This window comes from Acidovorax sp. GW460-11-11-14-LB4, assembly GCF_059423685.1.
Genome location: NZ_JBWKYJ010000042.1, coordinates 11,546 through 27,646 on the forward strand (window position 1 = coordinate 11,546; position 16,101 = coordinate 27,646).

At 65.6% G+C, this 16,101-nt stretch carries 17 protein-coding genes; 6 read left to right on the forward strand and 11 right to left on the reverse strand.

Going from position 1 to position 16,101, the window contains the following annotated elements:
* Nucleotides 1-5 precede the first annotated feature (5 nt).
* The 7 genes from AC07X4_RS15245 to gspG form a co-directional block, all read right to left on the reverse strand.
* On the reverse strand, nucleotides 6-560 hold the full coding sequence (locus AC07X4_RS15245; protein ID WP_494740549.1) for a type II secretion system protein M: 555 nt from the start codon (nucleotides 558-560) through the stop codon (nucleotides 6-8).
* Nucleotides 557-1,843, reverse strand: coding sequence for a type II secretion system protein GspL (gspL, locus tag AC07X4_RS15250; RefSeq protein ID WP_494740550.1), 1,287 nt, complete (start codon nucleotides 1,841-1,843; stop codon nucleotides 557-559). Before gspL ends, AC07X4_RS15245 begins: the two co-directional genes overlap by 4 nt.
* An 83-nt stretch (nucleotides 1,844-1,926) precedes the next feature.
* On the reverse strand, nucleotides 1,927-2,862 hold the full coding sequence (gene gspK / locus AC07X4_RS15255; protein WP_494740551.1) for a type II secretion system minor pseudopilin GspK: 936 nt from the start codon (nucleotides 2,860-2,862) through the stop codon (nucleotides 1,927-1,929).
* Between the two features lie 74 nt (nucleotides 2,863-2,936).
* On the reverse strand, nucleotides 2,937-3,635 hold the full coding sequence (locus tag AC07X4_RS15260; RefSeq protein ID WP_494740552.1) for a PulJ/GspJ family protein: 699 nt from the start codon (nucleotides 3,633-3,635) through the stop codon (nucleotides 2,937-2,939).
* A 74-nt stretch (nucleotides 3,636-3,709) separates the two neighbouring features.
* Complete coding sequence (gene gspI / locus AC07X4_RS15265; RefSeq protein ID WP_056059169.1) at nucleotides 3,710-4,078, reverse strand: type II secretion system minor pseudopilin GspI; 369 nt, start codon at nucleotides 4,076-4,078, stop codon at nucleotides 3,710-3,712.
* Between the two features lie 2 nt (nucleotides 4,079-4,080).
* On the reverse strand, nucleotides 4,081-4,512 hold the full coding sequence (locus tag AC07X4_RS15270) for a prepilin-type N-terminal cleavage/methylation domain-containing protein (RefSeq protein WP_288850771.1): 432 nt from the start codon (nucleotides 4,510-4,512) through the stop codon (nucleotides 4,081-4,083).
* A gap of 174 nt (nucleotides 4,513-4,686) precedes the next feature.
* Nucleotides 4,687-5,127, reverse strand: coding sequence for a type II secretion system major pseudopilin GspG (gene gspG / locus AC07X4_RS15275; RefSeq protein ID WP_099731210.1), 441 nt, complete (start codon nucleotides 5,125-5,127; stop codon nucleotides 4,687-4,689).
* Between the two features lie 72 nt (nucleotides 5,128-5,199).
* Here gspG and AC07X4_RS15280 point away from each other — a divergent pair, with 72 nt between their 5' ends.
* Entirely contained in the window at nucleotides 5,200-5,649 is a 450-nt protein-coding gene (locus tag AC07X4_RS15280; RefSeq protein ID WP_056745245.1) for a type II secretion system protein N, read from the forward strand.
* 20 nt (nucleotides 5,650-5,669) lie between these two features.
* Here AC07X4_RS15280 and AC07X4_RS15285 read toward each other — a convergent pair whose 3' ends face one another.
* The 3 genes from AC07X4_RS15285 to ilvA form a co-directional block, all read right to left on the reverse strand.
* A complete protein-coding gene (locus AC07X4_RS15285) occupies nucleotides 5,670-6,272 on the reverse strand; it encodes a histidine phosphatase family protein (RefSeq protein ID WP_494740553.1) in 603 nt (200 codons plus the stop codon).
* Nucleotides 6,269-7,075, reverse strand: a complete 807-nt coding sequence (locus AC07X4_RS15290; RefSeq protein WP_494740554.1) for an adenosylcobinamide-GDP ribazoletransferase — start codon at nucleotides 7,073-7,075, stop codon at nucleotides 6,269-6,271. Before AC07X4_RS15290 ends, AC07X4_RS15285 begins: the two co-directional genes overlap by 4 nt.
* 80 nt (nucleotides 7,076-7,155) lie before the next feature.
* Nucleotides 7,156-8,715, reverse strand: coding sequence for a threonine ammonia-lyase, biosynthetic (gene ilvA, locus AC07X4_RS15295; RefSeq protein ID WP_015012579.1), 1,560 nt, complete (start codon nucleotides 8,713-8,715; stop codon nucleotides 7,156-7,158).
* A 377-nt stretch (nucleotides 8,716-9,092) separates the two neighbouring features.
* Here ilvA and AC07X4_RS15300 point away from each other — a divergent pair, with 377 nt between their 5' ends.
* Nucleotides 9,093-9,542, forward strand: a complete 450-nt coding sequence (locus AC07X4_RS15300; RefSeq protein WP_099731207.1) for an OsmC family protein — start codon at nucleotides 9,093-9,095, stop codon at nucleotides 9,540-9,542.
* 94 nt (nucleotides 9,543-9,636) lie between these two features.
* Here AC07X4_RS15300 and coq7 read toward each other — a convergent pair whose 3' ends face one another.
* The gene (gene coq7 / locus AC07X4_RS15305; protein WP_056646690.1) at nucleotides 9,637-10,254 is read right to left on the reverse strand and encodes a 2-polyprenyl-3-methyl-6-methoxy-1,4-benzoquinone monooxygenase; all 618 of its coding nucleotides are present in this window, start codon (nucleotides 10,252-10,254) and stop codon (nucleotides 9,637-9,639) included.
* Between the two features lie 315 nt (nucleotides 10,255-10,569).
* Between coq7 and AC07X4_RS15310 the strand changes: the two genes are divergently transcribed.
* The 4 genes from AC07X4_RS15310 to AC07X4_RS15325 all read left to right on the forward strand — a co-directional run bounded on the left by AC07X4_RS15310 (nucleotide 10,570) and on the right by AC07X4_RS15325 (nucleotide 16,033).
* The gene (locus tag AC07X4_RS15310; RefSeq protein WP_395452834.1) at nucleotides 10,570-11,616 is read left to right on the forward strand and encodes a porin; all 1,047 of its coding nucleotides are present in this window, start codon (nucleotides 10,570-10,572) and stop codon (nucleotides 11,614-11,616) included.
* Between the two features lie 501 nt (nucleotides 11,617-12,117).
* On the forward strand, nucleotides 12,118-13,698 hold the full coding sequence (locus AC07X4_RS15315) for an ABC transporter substrate-binding protein (protein WP_494740555.1): 1,581 nt from the start codon (nucleotides 12,118-12,120) through the stop codon (nucleotides 13,696-13,698).
* 137 nt (nucleotides 13,699-13,835) lie between these two features.
* Nucleotides 13,836-14,816 carry an ABC transporter permease gene (locus AC07X4_RS15320; protein ID WP_015012584.1) on the forward strand — a complete coding sequence of 327 codons (981 nt, stop codon included), beginning with the start codon at nucleotides 13,836-13,838 and terminating at the stop codon, nucleotides 14,814-14,816.
* Nucleotides 14,816-16,033: a M20 aminoacylase family protein gene (locus AC07X4_RS15325; protein ID WP_015012585.1), complete on the forward strand. Its 1,218-nt coding sequence runs from the start codon at nucleotides 14,816-14,818 to the stop codon at nucleotides 16,031-16,033. The genes AC07X4_RS15320 and AC07X4_RS15325 overlap by 1 nt, the downstream gene beginning before the upstream one ends.
* Nucleotides 16,034-16,101 lie beyond the last annotated feature (68 nt).

Below are 16,101 nucleotides of genomic sequence, written 5' to 3' on the forward strand. Positions count from 1 at the left end.
GCGGGTCAGCGGGCCGGGGCGGTGGGCAGGGCCAGCACCACGGTGCCATCCCAGCGGGGCATGGCCACGGGCGCGCTGCCCAGGGTGATGGGCGCATTGCCGGTGGGCGCCGCAGCAGCAGGGGCTGCGCTGCGGGTCAGCCGCGCTTCCAGCGGCGTGGCGCGGGCGTTGCTGCGGGCTTGGGCCAGCCATTGGGCCAGCGCGTCGGCCGAAGCCCCTTTGAGCGTGACCGTGGCGCGGTCGCCCGCCACGTTGAGCTGTGCCGTGCTGCCCAGGCGCTGCGTGAGGGCGGTGCGCAGCGCACCCACGGCATCGCCGGGGCTGGTGGCGGGTGTGGCCTGCAGCTGCTGGGCCTCAGCCTGCAGGCTTTGCATGCGCTGCAGCTGGGCGTCGAGTGCGGCGTGCCGCGCGGGCGCAGCGCGCAAGGTTCCGAGTGCGGGGGCGACGGCCACCCACCACAGCAGGGCCAGCGCCACCACCGTGCCGGCGGCCAGCACCAGGTTCTGCTCGCGGGGCGCCAGGGCTTTCCAGCGGTCCTGGAGGGCGGAGGATCGGGTCATGGGCTCACCTCGGTGCGCAGCAACAGGCTGCCATCGTCCACGCGGGCGCGGTATCCGGCGGCTTGCAGGCGGCCGGATACCACAGATTCTTCATCGGGCGCCAGGGTCACGCCACGCAGGCGCAGCTCTCCGGGGGTGTATTCGATGCTGCTGGGCAGGCGGCCATCGGGCAAGGCCGTACCGGCCGCTGCCAGCAGGGGCTCCAGGTCGCGCGCCGACACGCTGCCGGCAGCCTGCCGCAGCTGGGCGAGTTCGCGCTCCATCTGCACCGGCGCATCGACCACCACCTGCACTTTGGGGAAGGTCTGGGTCAGGGTGTTGCGTACGCTGGCCTGCTTGGCAGTCAGCGCCTGCCGTTCTTGCCAGGCCCAGGCATTGAGCCCCACCAGGTGCGCCACCACCAGCACGCCCGCGCCCCAGCGGGCTGCACGCCACTGCGGGGCATACAGCGCCGCGCTCAGCGCGCTGCCCACTTTGCGCAGCGCGCGGGTGCTGCTGGTGCTGGACAGGTCGAACTGCGCCAGGTCCCAGTCGCCGCGGGCGGCATCGAGCGCGCGCTGGCTGGTGGTGTGCAGGGCAATGCGTTGGCCTTGCTGGCCCAGGGTGCGTTCGGCCAGCGCAGCCACGGCGGGCTCGGCGCGGACCGTGAGGGCTGGGTTGTCGCCGCTATCGGCGGCTGGCAAGCCGGCGCGTGCCAGGGTCAGGGCCATGGGGGTCAGCGGCAGCACCGCCACGCCTTGGTCGGCGCCATGGCCGGTGAGCACCACATAGGCCTCTTCGGGCGTGCCCAGTGCACACAGCTCGGGCTGGCCGCTGGCCGTGGGGCCCGGCGCAAATTCGGGCACCACGCGGGCCACGCGGCGGCCTGCGGCCTCCAGCGCCTGCAGGTGTTCGCGCAGCCAGGCGCGGTCGCACACGGCCACCCACACCGGTTCGCCAGCCTGCGCACGACTTTGTGCGCCGGGTTGCAGCGCAAAGTGCAGCTGGCTGGCATCGTCCAGCACGCGGTCTTCCAACAGGCCTTCCAGCACGGATCGCAGCCGGGGCGTCTGCTGGCCGGCACCCAGCGGCACACCGGCCGGAATGGTCACGCGCTGCCACGACAGCGCCCGTGCGGGCACCACGGCCACGACCTCGCCGCCGGGGCGGGTGGGCTCGGGCAGCAGGGCAGCGGGTGCGGTGGCGTGCTGGAGGGCGGAATGGCCGTCTGCCGTGAGCGTGTAGGCGTACTCGGAGGCAGGTCCCGGGCGGGCCGGCGGCAGGAAAAGGATCAGGGTGCTCATGGGCGGGTTTTGCGGGCCATTTTAGGGGGCGGGCGTGACGCAGCGGCGGTGTGGGTGGGCGCAGTGTGAGGGTTGTTACACCCTCAGCGCTGTGCCCCGGGCAGCAGTTGCGTGGTTTCCCGGTCGAAGGCGCCGCGTTCGCGCCACAGTGTGGTCACGTCGATGCCCTGTTTGCGCACCAAAGAGCGCTCGTCCACCATCGCATCGCCGAGCCGCAGGCGGCCCCGCACTTCAAAGTACGAAGAGGCCACGGCGTGGGCACTTTCGTTGATGTCGATGCTGGCGCCCACCAAGTCGCGCACGTCGCTGAGGGTGCGGAAGTGCCGCGCCTCGCGGGTCTGCACGATCTTCTGGGCCGTGGCGCTGTCCAGCCCGTCGATGGCGGCCATCAGCACGTTGATGTCGGCGGTGTTCAGGTTGACCGGGGTGCGCACAGGCAGCAGCGTCACATGCGGAGCGAGCGCCGTCACCGTGGCCGGGGTCAGGCCCAGCCACCCCAGCTGGGTCACGCTGGGTGGCAGCAGGGGGGCGGAGCCGCTGTCGGCACCCGCACCCGCCTGCGCCCGGCGCAGGCCGTCGACTAGCACGCTCAGCTGCTGTCCGGGCAGGCCCAGGCGCTCGAACAATCGGGTGAACTGCCGCAGCGCCACGGCCTGCACCTGCCCGCCCTCCGCGAGGTTAGTGATGTTCAGGCGGCCCTGCAGGTCGGTGATCTGGCCCGACAGGAAGGCCTCGGTGGTGTCGGTGCTGGCATCGTCCACCTGGGTCACATTCTTGTCGGCCGCGAGAAAGGTGGACAGCCGGGCCTCCTGCAGAGGGATGGCCCAGGGTTCGGCCAAGTGGTCGGCCCCGCCGGAGCGCCCATCCTCGCGCAGGATGAGCCGCGACCAGTCGAGCGCACCGACCAAAATCCAGGTGGACTGCACGTGGCCGCGCTCGGCCGTCTCGACCTCCACCGCGCGCCACTGCTGCCACATCGCGGCCGCCGCAAAGGTGGCGACCAGCGTGACAGTGAGCATGGCGGCGAGCAAGGCGGCGCCGTGCTCCTTGCGTCTGTGCCACTGGCACCGCCAACGCGCGAGCCGGTGGGTGCTCATGTCCTGCCTCCGCCCAGCACGGGGTTGACCCAGTCGCGCGTCAGCTGGCCTGCCAGCGCCTGGCCCGGGGGCAGGGTGATCTGCAGGCGAATGCCATCCGGAATGGCCGAGGTGCTGTCGCCCGACGGGGTGCCCGTGCTCGACTGCGGGTTAGACCACGCGCCGCCCCGGTAGTAGAAGATCTGCCAGCTGTCGAGCGGCAGCAGCGTCACCTCGTAGCGCCGCTCGGCGTCGCCCGGCGTACGCGCCCACTGGGCGGCCTGCTCCCAGGCCTGCCGCCAGTCGGCGCGGGTGCGCACTGGCGGCGACTGCCAGCGCAGCCACTGGCCCACGCCCTGGTTGTTGTTGCGGCGGGTCCAGGCCACCACCAGCGCACCCTCGTCGGGTACGGCGCTGCTGCGGCGGGTGAGGCGCAGCACCTGGCCGTCCCAGTCCAGCGGCGTGGTGTTGGCAACGGGCATCAGGGCGTCCAGGTCCGTACCCCACTGCCCCAGCGCAGCCTGCAGCACCAGCATCTCGTCTGCCCGCTGGCGCGTGGACTCCTGCGCCCGCACCATGCCATCGAGCCCGCGCCAGCTCAGGATGGCAATCAACGCCATGACGCTGATGGCGACCAGCAACTCGATGAGTGTGAAGCCGCGCGCGCCCCGGGTTTGCGCCACGGGTGCTGCGGTATCGCGAGGACGGCCCGCCATGGCTGCCTGGCAGTCAGCGTCCTCCTCCTCACTGAAAGGGGAGCGCGCGAAGAGGCTTGGTGGAGACATCACCATCAATACCGCCCAATGATGGTGGAGAGGCGCAGGATGGAGTTGTCCCCGTCCAGCACCTGCGCATCGATGCGCCGAAAACTCGGGTTGGGCGTAGGCCGCACGATGGTCACCACCTGCAGCTGGCGCCCGGCCTGCTCGCAGGTCAGGTTGCTGTCACCCACACTGGGCATCTGGCGCGAGAGCCGGGCCTTGACCAGCTCGTTCTCCGCGCACAGCTGCGCGAGCACGATGTCGGACTGCCGCAGGGCGTTGCGCGTGAGCGCCGTCGTGGCCTGCAGTCCCGCCATGAGGGCAATGGCCACGATGGCCAGCGCCACCAGCACTTCCACCAGCGTGAAACCCCGGTGGCCGATGAGAGGGCGGCGCATCCTCACTGCACCGCATCCACGGAAAACGGGCGCACGCCGTCGGTGGCAATGCGCAGGGTGCGGTCGGGGGAGGATTGGTGGGTGATCAGCACCTGCTGCGGGCCGATCAGGGGCTCGGGGCCCAGTAGCAGCACTGCCGGCCCGCGCACCACGGTGCCAGGGTCCAGCCACTGGTTGGGCAGGGCGGCCTGTGCGCTGCGCGGCAGCCCTTCAAAGCGGAAGCCCCCCGGCAGCGCGTGCCAGCGCACGGGGATGCCCCCTGCGCGGGACTGTGCACGCGCGGATTCGAGCAGCGCCGCCAGCCGTGCGGCTTCCCGCTCCAGCTGCGTCTGTCCGCCATCGCGCATCGCCAGCCCCACGCCCGCCGTGGCCAGCGCCATGATGCTGATGACCACCAGCAGCTCCAGGAGGGTGAATCCGCGCGAGCGGTTCATGAAGCTGCGCGATGGGCGGTCGCAACGGTGACGGCGCATCCACCAGGCGCACGGCCGCAGCGCCGGGCCGCCCCAAGCAAGGCCCGGCCCCATGCACCAGCGAAGCGCGGGGCGAGCCTGCTGTGGGGAGCAGGGAGTGACACGCCAGTGCACGACCGTGGGGACCACATCTCTTTACTGCCAGCTGCCAATATCGGCGTCCTTGCCTTCGCCGCCCGACTGGCCATCGGCGCCGAACGACATCACGTCGATCTCGCCCTTGATGCCGGGGTTGAGGTATTGGTAAGGGCGGCCCCAGGGGTCGTTGGGCAGCTTTTCCAGGTACAGCTTCCAGTTGCCGGGTACGGGGCCCGCAGTGGGCTTGATGACCAGCGACTGCAGGCCCTGCTCGGCCGTGGGGTAGCGCTGGTTGTCCAGGCGGTAGAGCTTGAGCGCCTGCATGATGTTGGTGATGTCGGTGCGGGCGGCCGTCACGCGGGCATCGTCGGCACGTTCGAGCACGTTGGGCACGATCAGCGCGGCCAGCACGCCGATGATCACCAGAACCACCATCAGCTCGATGAGGGTGAAACCACGGGCCACGGACTTGGCAACGCGGCGGGGGGCGGAACGCACGAGGAGGGAGAAAGAAGTGTTCACTGCTGGCGGTCTCTCGGATGGTCGAATCGCGTGAATCATAATCCCCGCATGGTGACCAATACGTATAGCAAATGGGGCGTCCGCCTGGGGACTCTGGTGCTCTGGGCAGCAGCCGGCGCCAGTGTGGTCTATTGGGGGCTGCGCCTGTCGGCGCCTTCGTCCGCTTCCTCCGCCCCGGCAGTGGCGCCCGCCCCGGTGGCCATGGACGCGCAGGCGCTGGCGCGTTTGCTGGGTGCTGCGCCTGCAGCCCCTGGCGTGGCAGCGCCGGTGGCACCCACCGCGAGCCGGTTCACGCTGATCGGGGTGCTGTCGGGGCGCAGCAGCGGCGGCGGTGCGGCACTGATTGCCGTGGACGGCAAGCCCGCCAAGCCCTTCCGTGTGGGCGCTGCGGTGGACGAAGGCCTGGTGTTGCAGGCCCTGGGCCCCCGCCAGGCGCAACTGGGGACCAGCATGGGCGGACCCGCTACGGTGACGCTGGACATGCCGCTCAAGAACTAGACCCCTGCTGGCCTACAGCTTCAGGCCAGTTCCCTGATTTCCCATTCCCCCCAGCCCGGTGCCGCCACCGGCCAGTCCTCTGAGCGGGGCAGGGCGCTCTCACCCCGCTCCTGCAACCAGGCCACGCAGCGGGCCACTCCGGCGTGGGTGATCCACACCACCTCCTTCACGCCCTGTTCAGTGCGCCACGCCTGGGCGGTCTGCAGGGCTGCTGCCACGCGGTGCAGCATGTGGGCTAGGCTTTCGCCCCCGCCGGGTGTGTGGGTGGCGAACCCGGCCACCCAGATGTCGATGGCACTTTTGCCGATGGCGTCCCAGTTTTGCCCTTCCCAGCGGCCGAAGTCCATCTCGCGCAGCCGGGCGTCGGGAGTGAAGGTCAAATCCGGTCTGAGCGCTTGTAATTCATGCGCCAGAAGCTCACATCTTTGTAGCGTGGAATACGCCACGCACGCAGCGCGTCCCCCCGGGGGCAGGGCCGTTGCCAAGCGCTCTGCCGCAGCGCGGGTGGCCTGCGCGTCGGCCGGCACGTCCCACGCGCCGTAGCAAGTGCCTGGGGGAACCAGCGGGGCTGCATGGCGCACCAGCCACAGGCGGCTGCGGGTGGAGGCAGGGGGGGGCGTCATAGCCATCGCAGTGCGATGGCCACGCCCAGGTAGAACCCGATCTCGCTCACCTGCTGCGTGGCGCCCAGGCAGTCGCCGGTGAAGCCTTGCAGCCGTCGGGCGAACCAGCGCGCCATCCAGCCCGCGCAGAGCGCGCTGAGAGCGATGGGTGCTACCAAAAAGAGAGCTGTCTGGGCATATCCGACTATCGCAAGGGGCGGAAAACACCATAAAAGTGCCGCAACCAGTGCCTGGCCGGAGATCTGGTCGGCCAGCGGCTTGCTTTTGGAGCGCGCCGTATCACCCACATGCGGCAGGTTGCGCACGATGAGCAGGGGCCAAAAGCGCGACAACACGTGCGCGCCGACCAGGGCCGCCAGTGCCACCGGCAGGCTGTGCGCCCCCAGCAGCGCCAGCAGGCTGAGCTTGGCCAGCAGCGCCAGCACCAGCGCCATGGCCCCGAAGGCGCCGATGCGCGAGTCCTTCATGATGTCCAGCGCGCGTTCGCGGTCGTAGCTGCCGCCCAGCCCGTCGGCCACATCGGCCAGGCCGTCTTCGTGAAAGCCGCCGGTCATCAGCACCGTGGCCATGGTGCAGAACACGGCGGCCACGGCCGGGGCCAGCGGGTTGGGCGCCAGCGCCCAGTGCAGCGCGGCGTACACGGCCGTGGACAGCAGCGCCGCCAGCCAGCCGATGCCCGGAAAGTGCGCCGCGCTGGCCCGTAGCATGGCCGGGCTGTAGCCCACCCACTGCGCCAGCCGACCGGTGACGGGAATGCGGGTGAAGAACTGCACGGCCAGCAGGTAGTGGCGCAGGGCTTGCATGGTGTGCAGCTGGTGCTCGATGCTTCTGATTTGATAGCCGTCAAGGCATGTTCAACTCGCGCTTGCAGCCATTTTGGGCATTATTTGGAGCGCAGGAACAGGCGGTAGGCCGGGTTCAGCGTTTCTTCCACATAGGGGTAGCCCAGCGTGGCCAGGAAGGCATCGAAGGCCGCCTTGTCCTCGGGCGGCACCTGCATGCCCACCAGGATGCGGCCATAGTCCGCGCCCTGGTTGCGGTAGTGGAACAGGCTGATGTTCCAGGTCGGCTGCATCAGGCTCAAAAATTTGAGCAGCGCACCGGGCCGCTCGGGGAAGGTGAAGCGCATCAGGCGCTCGTCCTGCGCCAGCGCCGAGTGCCCGCCCACCAGGTGGCGCAGGTGTTCCTTGGCCAGCTCGTCGTGCGTCAGGTCCAGCGCCTCGAAACCGTGGCGGTTGAAGTTCTTGGCGATCTTTTCCGATTCGCCCTTGCCGTTGGTGGTCAGGCCCACGAACACATGGGCGCGGGCGGCGTCGCTGATGCGGTAGTTGAATTCGGTCACGTTGCGCGGGCCGCCGGGCAGGCCGCCCACCACCTCGCAGAAGCGGCGGAAGCTACCGCGCTCTTCCGGAATGGTGACAGCGAGCAGCGCCTCGCGCTCCTCGCCCACCTCGGCCCGCTCGGCCACAAAGCGCAGCCGGTCGAAGTTCATGTTGGCGCCGCACAGGATGGCCGCGTAGGTCTCGCCCTTGGTCTTGCGCTGGGCCACGTACTGCTTGATGGCGGCCACGGCCAGGGCACCGGCGGGCTCGACGATGCTGCGCGTGTCCACAAAGATGTCCTTGATGGCGGCGCAGACGGCGTCGGTGTCGACGGTGATGTAGTCATCCACCAGGCCCTGTGCCACGCGGAAGGTTTCCTCGCCCACCAGCTTCACGGCCGTGCCGTCGGAGAACAGGCCCACATCGGCCAGCGTCACGCGCTCATGGGCCTGCACCGACTGGATCATGGCGTCCGAGTCGTTCATCTGCACCCCGATCACCTTGATCTCGGGGCGCACGGCCTTGATGTAGTTGGCCACACCCGAGATGAGTCCGCCGCCGCCAATGGCCACGAACACGGCGTCGAGCTGGTTGCTGCCCAGGCTTTGCAGCTGGCGCAGGATCTCCATGGCGATGGTGCCCTGGCCAGCAATCACGTCCGGGTCGTCGAACGGGTGAACGAAGGTCAGGCCCTGTTCCTTTTCCAGCTGGACGGAATGGCCGTAGGCGTCGGAATAGCTCTCGCCAAACAGCACGACCTCGCCACCGAGCGTCTTCACGGCATCAATCTTGAGCTGCGGCGTGGTGGTGGGCATCACGATCACGGCGCGCGTGCCCAGTCGGTGGGCGCTCATGGCCACGCCCTGGGCGTGGTTGCCGGCCGAGGCGCAGATCACCCCGCGCTGCAGCTGCTCGGGCGTGAGGTGCGCCATCTTGTTGTAAGCGCCCCGCAGCTTGAAGCTGAACACGGGCTGCTGGTCTTCGCGCTTCAGGAGTACCTTGTTGTGCAGGCGGCGGCTGAGGTTCTTGGCGGGCTCCAGCGCCGACTCCACCGCCACGTCGTACACGCGGGCAGTCAGGATTTTCTTGAGGTAGTCGGCGGGGGTGAGGTGCTGGGTCATGGCAGGTGCAGGAGGAGAGCCCCACCGGCGCAGGGCAGCGGGCGGGGGCCCACATCATAGGGCGTCGCCCTGGCGAGGGGCCGAGGCATCCCGGACGGCAGTCTGCCGTGGGACGGTGCGAGCGGGCAAAAAAAAGCCCCGGGCCGTGAGGCCTGGGGCTAATCCATCCTTTGAGGAGATGGAGGAGACAATCGGTGCGAGGCAAGTGCCGGGTTCCGGGCTTCTTGCCGCCTGCCGGTTCCTTTCTGTTCGAAAGCGGCAGCGCATGGGCGAAGTTTAGCGCGAGTCTTGTTGCGATGCAGCAAAATTCGCATCAAATTCTTTTCGTTTCGGTTTTCCGTGCGAAAAAAACCACGTGTCACACAGGAGAAACACAAATGGAATGCACAGTCAGTTGGACCGGCGGGGCGGGAACCCGTTCTGGCATGGGTTTTGTGGCCGAGACCGGCAGCGGGCATGTTTTGACCATGGACGGCGCCCCCGATGCCGCCAACCCGGCCAACGGAGGCCAGAACCTAGCGCCCCGGCCCATGGAGACCGTGCTGGCGGGCACGGGCGGGTGCACCGCCTATGACGTGGTGCTGATCCTCAAGCGCGGCCGCCATGACGTGCGCGGCTGCAGCGTCAAGTTGACGACGGAACGTGCGCAGACCGACCCGAAGGTGTTCACCAAGATCCACATGCACTTCACCGTCACGGGCAAGGGCATTCCCCCGGCCGCCGTGGAGCGTGCGATTGCCATGAGCCATGACAAGTACTGCTCGGCCAGCATCATGCTGGGCAAGACAGCCGAAATCACCACCGGCTTCGAAGTGCTGGAGGCCTGAGGGGGCCGCGTGTAGTGGTCTGGACTGCCAAGCTGAGCGGGTTGCGGCGCGTATGTTTTGGTGCGCCTGCTGCCTGCGTGAGCCAGCTTGGGGTTCAAAGATAGTGCGCCGTGGTGGTCATGACCTTGGCGGCGCCCTTCATGGCCAAGCGCACCGGGGCGGGCAATTCCAGCGCTCCGGCGGCGCGCGCCTGGTCTGCGTGCCGCTCCTCGTCCTGCTTCATCCGCGCGACCACGGCCCTTGACGCCTGGTCTTGCTCGGGAAGCCTGTCGAGGTGGCTTTGCAGATGCGCGGCCACCTGGGTTTCCGTCTCCACCACAAAACCCAGGTTGGCCCGGTCGCTGACCTTGGCAGCCACCAGCCCAAGCGCAAAAGCCCCTGCGAACCACAGAGGGTTGAGCAGGCTGGGGCGTGCGCCTAGTGCGTCCAGGCGCTGTTGTGTCCATGCCAAATGGTCGGTCTCTTCGCGCGCCGCTGCCTGCAGGTGGTCTCGCAGGGCGGGGTCACGGGTGACAGCCGCCTGCGCACTGTAGAGTGCCTGGGCGCACACTTCCCCCACATGGTTCACGCGCATCAGGGCTCCCGCCAGCTTTTTCTGCGCAGGATCCAGCGACGCCTCGGGCACACCGTGTGCCGGTGTCTGTTCGGAAGCGCGGGGTTGGGCAAACAGTGTGCGCAGCGCGTTGTCTGCGGCAGTCAAAAAAGCGTCCATGGAAAGCTCTCGGATGGCAATGGCGTCGAAACACAAATTGCACTTGGATACAAAAAACCGCAAGGCAAGGCACAGGAGTTGCATGCAGCAATCGTGATTTTGCCCGTGCGCACTGAAATGTTGCAACACTGCAACGAATTTCCCCTTTCGGGGCGATTGTGGGTGAATTCCTTTGCGAAACCCGGCCGGGTCTGGTGCAATAAGAGCAACTTCCCCACCAGGAGGTTGGCCCGGGAAACCGGCGGGACTGTGCAGGTGCTTTCACCATAGACCCCCCGTACCGGAGCCCGATGTTTAACCTTGGAGTAACTCGCAATGAAAAAATCCCTGATTGCCCTGGCTGTGCTGGCTGCTTCCGGCGCTGCAATGGCTCAATCTTCCGTGACCCTGTTCGGCGTGGTTGATGCAACCTACGCTTACGGTTCCGGCAGCGTCTCTAACAAGTCGCAACTGACGAACTCCGGCTACAACAGCAGCCGTCTGGGTTTCCGCGGCGTTGAAGACCTGGGTGGCGGCATGTCCGCTTCGTTCTGGCTCGAAGCTGGTCTGAACAACGACAACGGTACCGGCGGCGTTACCAACACCAACAACCAAGCAGCTACCAGCACTGGCGGTGGCTTGGTGTTCAACCGTCGTTCGACGGTGAGCCTGAACGGCGGCTTCGGTGAAGTGCGTCTGGGCCGTGACTACACCCCCCAATTCTGGAACCTGACCGTGTTCGATCCGTTCGGCACGAACGGCGTGGGCACCACCCAAACCCTGAACTCCAGCCTGGGCGGCCCTACCACCATCCGCGCTTCGAACTCCATCGGCTACTTCCTGCCTGGCAACCTGGGCGGTTTCTACGGCCAAGCCCAGTACTACATGGGTGAGAACAACAGCAACGCTGCCAACAAGAAGGACGGCAACGGCCTGGCACTGCGCGCTGGTTACGCTAACGGCCCCATCAACGCCGCTATCGCTTTCTCCGAAACTAAGTTCCTGACGGGCAACATCAAGGCTGTGAACCTGGGCGGTCAATACGACCTGGGCATGGCTAAGATCATGGCTCACTACAACCAAGACAAGATCAGCGGCGGCAACGACGGCAAGGGCTTCCTGATCGGTGGTCTGATCCCCGTGGGCGCTGGCGAAGTTCGTCTGGCCTACTCCACCTACAAGATCGACACCGTTGGTGCTGATCCCCGTACGAACAAGCTGGCTCTGGGCTACGTGCACAATCTGTCCAAGCGCACTGCTCTGTACGCAACGTACGCTCACCTGACCAACAAGAACGGTGCTGCACAAGCTCTGAACGGCGCTGTGACTGGTGTGAACAGCAACTCCAACGGTTACGACTTCGGTATCCGTCACAGCTTCTAATATCGTCAGCTGGCTTTGGCCAGTTGTTGATACAAAAGCCTAAAAGCCGCCTTCGGGCGGCTTTTTCATTTCTCGAACTGTTTGCGTGAGTCTGTGCGTCGCTTGCGACTGCCTGTGTATCGACTTGGGTGATCCAAATCGGTCTCGTGGCTCACGTGCTGAACCATGACTGCTCATGCGGGCCGATGAGATTCGTGGTGTGGCTGATTGCCGCGCGCCGAGCGCTCCCGTCGAGACGGATAGAAGACCAAGTGGCTGGTAAGGCTCGACTACAGTGCTTCTGACTCGGTTTGCTGATGGGCGAAGCGATATCGCGACCTCGAGCGGTGGTAGGGGCCCACGGGGACAAGGGCAAAAAAGTTTTAGCTGGCACCAACCTTGCATGACGAAAGCGTTGCCAGCGCAGTTATAGGCCCTTCATAGCATCGGGGATTCAGGGATTTCCCGTTGGCTATAGAGCAACCTTTACTGCATAGTAAAACTTTTAATCAAGAGGGTTCCATGAAACTCAACCACAGTCTTTTGTCGGTGGCTGCTGCTGCCGCGCTGCTGTTTGCGCCGTCATTGCAGGCCAAGCCTTTCAAATGGGCCAGTCAGGGAGAAATCGCGACCTGGGACATTCACTCCCAAAATAATGCGCTGCAAAACGGCCTTCATGCCAACGTGTATGAAAGCCTGGTGTACTACAACAGCAAGACGTTCGATGTGGAGCCCGTGTTGGCGACCGCCTGGAAGGAGATCAGCCCCACGCAGGTGCGCTTCACGCTGCGTCAGGGCGTGAAGTTCCATGATGGTTCGCCGCTGACCACCGACGATGCGGTGTACTCCATCCAGCGGGCCATGGCCAAAACGTCTAACTTCACCCCCTACGTACAGGGCATCAGCAGAGTGGTGAAGGTGGATGCGCAGAACTTTGACGTCATCCTGTCTTCGCCCAATCCGGTTCTGCTGCGTCAGATGACCGAGTTGCGCATCATGAGCAAGGCCTGGGCGGAAAAGAACAAGTCGGTAGAGCCCAAAGACATCAAGGGCACTGACGAAAACTTTGCCCACCGCAACGCCATGGGCACAGGCCCTTACACCCTGGAGTCGTGGCAGCCTGATGTGAAGATGGTGTTCAAGCGCAACCCCAACTGGTGGGGCAAGATGGACGGCAATGTGACCGAGATCGTCTACACGCCCATCAAGTCCGCAGCCACACGCATTGCTGCACTGTTGTCGGGTGAAGTGGATCTGGTGCTCGACCCGTCACCCCAGGATCTGGGTCGCTTGCGCGCCAGCCCTGACTTGAAGGTGATTGATGGTGTGGAGAACCGCACAATTTTCCTCGGCATGGACCAGTTCCGGGAAGAGCTGCCGGGCTCGAACATCAAGGGCAAGAACCCGCTCAAGGATGTGCGGGTGCGCAAGGCCCTCTATCAGGCGATTGATGCAGAAACCATCTCGCGCAACATCATGCGCGGCCTGGGCAAGCCCACCGGCACCATCGTTGCGCCGCAAGTGGCTGGCTACACTGAGGCCGTCGGCAAGCGCTTCCCATACAGCGTGGATGCATCCAAGAAGCTGTTGGCCGAGGCGGGTTACCCCGATGGCTTTGAAGTGGATTTCGCCTGCCCTAACAACCGCTACATCAACGACGAAGCCATCTGCCAGGCTGTGACGGCCATGTGGGCGCGCGTGGGGGTGAAGGCCAAGCTGCGCACGCTGCCGCTGGTCAACTACTTCCCGATGATCCAGCGCTACGAAGCCAGCATCTACATGCTAGGCTGGGGCGTGCCGACATTCGACGCGCTGTACAGCCTGCAATCGCTGGTGCGCACCGTGGGCCAGGGCGGTGACGGCAACTACAACGTGGGTCGCTACAGCAACCAGCGCATGGACTATCTGGTGGACCGCATCAAGGCCGAGACCGATGCGCCTGTTCGCGCTCGCATGCTGACCGAGGCGCTGCAACTGTCCAACGACACCGTGTCCCACATTCCTCTGCATGACCAAGTGATCCCATGGGCCATGAAGAAGAACATCGAACTGGTGCACCGTGCTGATAACCGCGTGGACATGCGCACGGTCAAGGTGAACTGATTTATTCTTGACGCACTGAAAGCAAGGGCCGTGCGGCCCTTGCTTTCTTTGGTATATCTGACGATGTATTGACCCGCAGTGCCTCAGCCACCAAAAGTGGCGGCGGCACTTCCATCGAACACTCACTCGACTCTCTGATGCTTGCCTTTATTTTGCGCCGCCTGATACAGGCTGTGATTGTCATGGTCACGGTGGCCTTCATCTCCTTCATGCTGTTCCAGTACGTGGGAGACCCCGTGGTGTTCCTGCTGGGCCAGGACGCCACTCCCGAGCAGATCCGCGAGTTGCGCAGCGCCCTCGGCTTGGACAAATCCTTCTTTGTGCAGTTCTGGCACTTTCTGGTGAATGCAGCGCAGGGTGAGTTTGGACTGAGCCTGCGCCAGGGGGCCAAGGTGTCGCGCCTGATTGCCGAGCGCTTCCCGGCCACTCTCGAGTTGGCGCTGGTAGCGGCCCTCCTCGCGCTGGTCATTGGTGTGCCGATGGGCGTGTATGCCGCCCTCAAGCGCGGCACCTTCACCAGCCAGCTGTTCATGACACTGTCCCTGCTGGGAGTGTCCCTGCCCACCTTCCTGATCGGCATCTTGTTGATTTTGGTGTTTGCCGTACACCTGGGGTGGTTCCCCAGCTTTGGTCGGGGTGAGGTCGTGCAGCTGGGCTGGTGGAGCACCGGCTTGCTCAAGGCCAAGGGCTGGCACCACATCACCCTGCCTGCGATCACGCTGGCCATCTTCCAGCTCACGCTGATCATGCGGCTGGTGCGGGCCGAAATGTTGGAGGTGCTGCGCACCGACTACATCAAGTTCGCCCGGGCTCGTGGCCTGTCCAATCGGGCCATCCATTTTGGCCACGCCCTCAAGAACACTCTCGTGCCCGTGCTGACCATCACAGGTCTGCAACTGGGTGGCCTGATCGCCTTTGCCATCATTACCGAGACGGTGTTCCAGTGGCCAGGCATGGGCCTGCTGTTCATCCAGGCTGTGACCTTCGCTGACATTCCCGTGATGGCCGCTTACCTGTGCCTGATTGCGTTGATCTTTGTGGTGATCAACCTGGTGGTGGACCTGCTGTACTTCGCGGTCGATCCTCGACTGCGCGTTGGCAAGGCAGGAGGCCACTGATGCAAGGCCCCCGTTTGAAAGCTGGTGGCCGCGCCTTCGCTCACATAGCGCAGTACCACCCTGAGTTGACGGCACTGCGGCGTGACCTGCATGCCCATCCGGAGCTGGGTTTCGAAGAGATCTACACCAGCAAACGCGTCAAGGAAGCGCTGAAGCTCTGCGGTGTGGATGAGATCCACGAGGGCATCGGGCGCACGGGTGTGGTGGGCGTCATTCGTGGGCGCAGCAGCGCCAGCGGTAGCATGGTGGGCCTGCGCGCCGACATGGATGCCCTGCCGCTGACCGAGCACAACGACTTCGCCTGGAAGTCCTGCAAGCAGGGCCTCATGCACGGCTGCGGCCATGACGGCCACACCGCCATGCTGATTGGCGCTGCGCGCTATCTGGCCGAAACCCGCAACTTCGATGGCACCGCCGTGCTGGTGTTCCAGCCGGGCGAAGAAGGCTTTGCCGGTGCCCGCGTGATGATGGAAGACGGGTTGTTTGACCGCTTCCCCGTGCAGTCCATCTTCGCCATGCACAACTGGCCCGCAATGAAGCCCGGCACCGTGGGGATCAATGCCGGTCCGATGATGGCAGCCGCCGACCGTTTCACGGTCGAGATCACTGGGCGTGGCGGCCACGGCGCGCACGCCTACCAGACGGTGGACGTTGTGCTGGTCGCGGCCCACATCATCACCGCAGCGCAGAGCATCGTTTCGCGCAATGTGCGGCCCATCGACAGTGCGGTGGTCAGCCTCTGCGCGATGCAAGCAGGCGACCTGGGTGCCTTCAGCGTGCTGCCCGGCACGGCCACGCTGGTGGGCACCGTGCGCACCTTCGACCCGCTGGTGCAGGAGATGGTGGAAAAGCGCCTCAAGGAGTTGTGCAGCGCCATTGCGCTCGGCTTCGGTGCCACGGCCACGGTGCACTACGAACGCATCTACCCCGCCACCATCAACAGCGAAAGCGAAGCAATCTTTGCGGGCGATGTGGCCGAGTCGCTGCTGGGGGCCGACCACGTGGTGCGCGACCTGGAGCCCAGCATGGGCGCTGAAGACTTCTCTTTCATGCTGCAGAACAAGCCGGGGGCCTATCTGCGCATTGGCCAGGGCACAGGATCGAGCGGCAGCGCCTTGCACAACAGTCGGTATGACTTTAACGATGACATCCTGCCGCTGGGCGCTGCGCTGCACGCCAGCCTGATCGAGCAGGCCATGCCGCTGCCCGCGCTCTGATCAGGCGCGGGCGTCTGACTTCTCCACGCACACACCGCTCACCCACCGGAAGTCTTCGTACCCTTCCA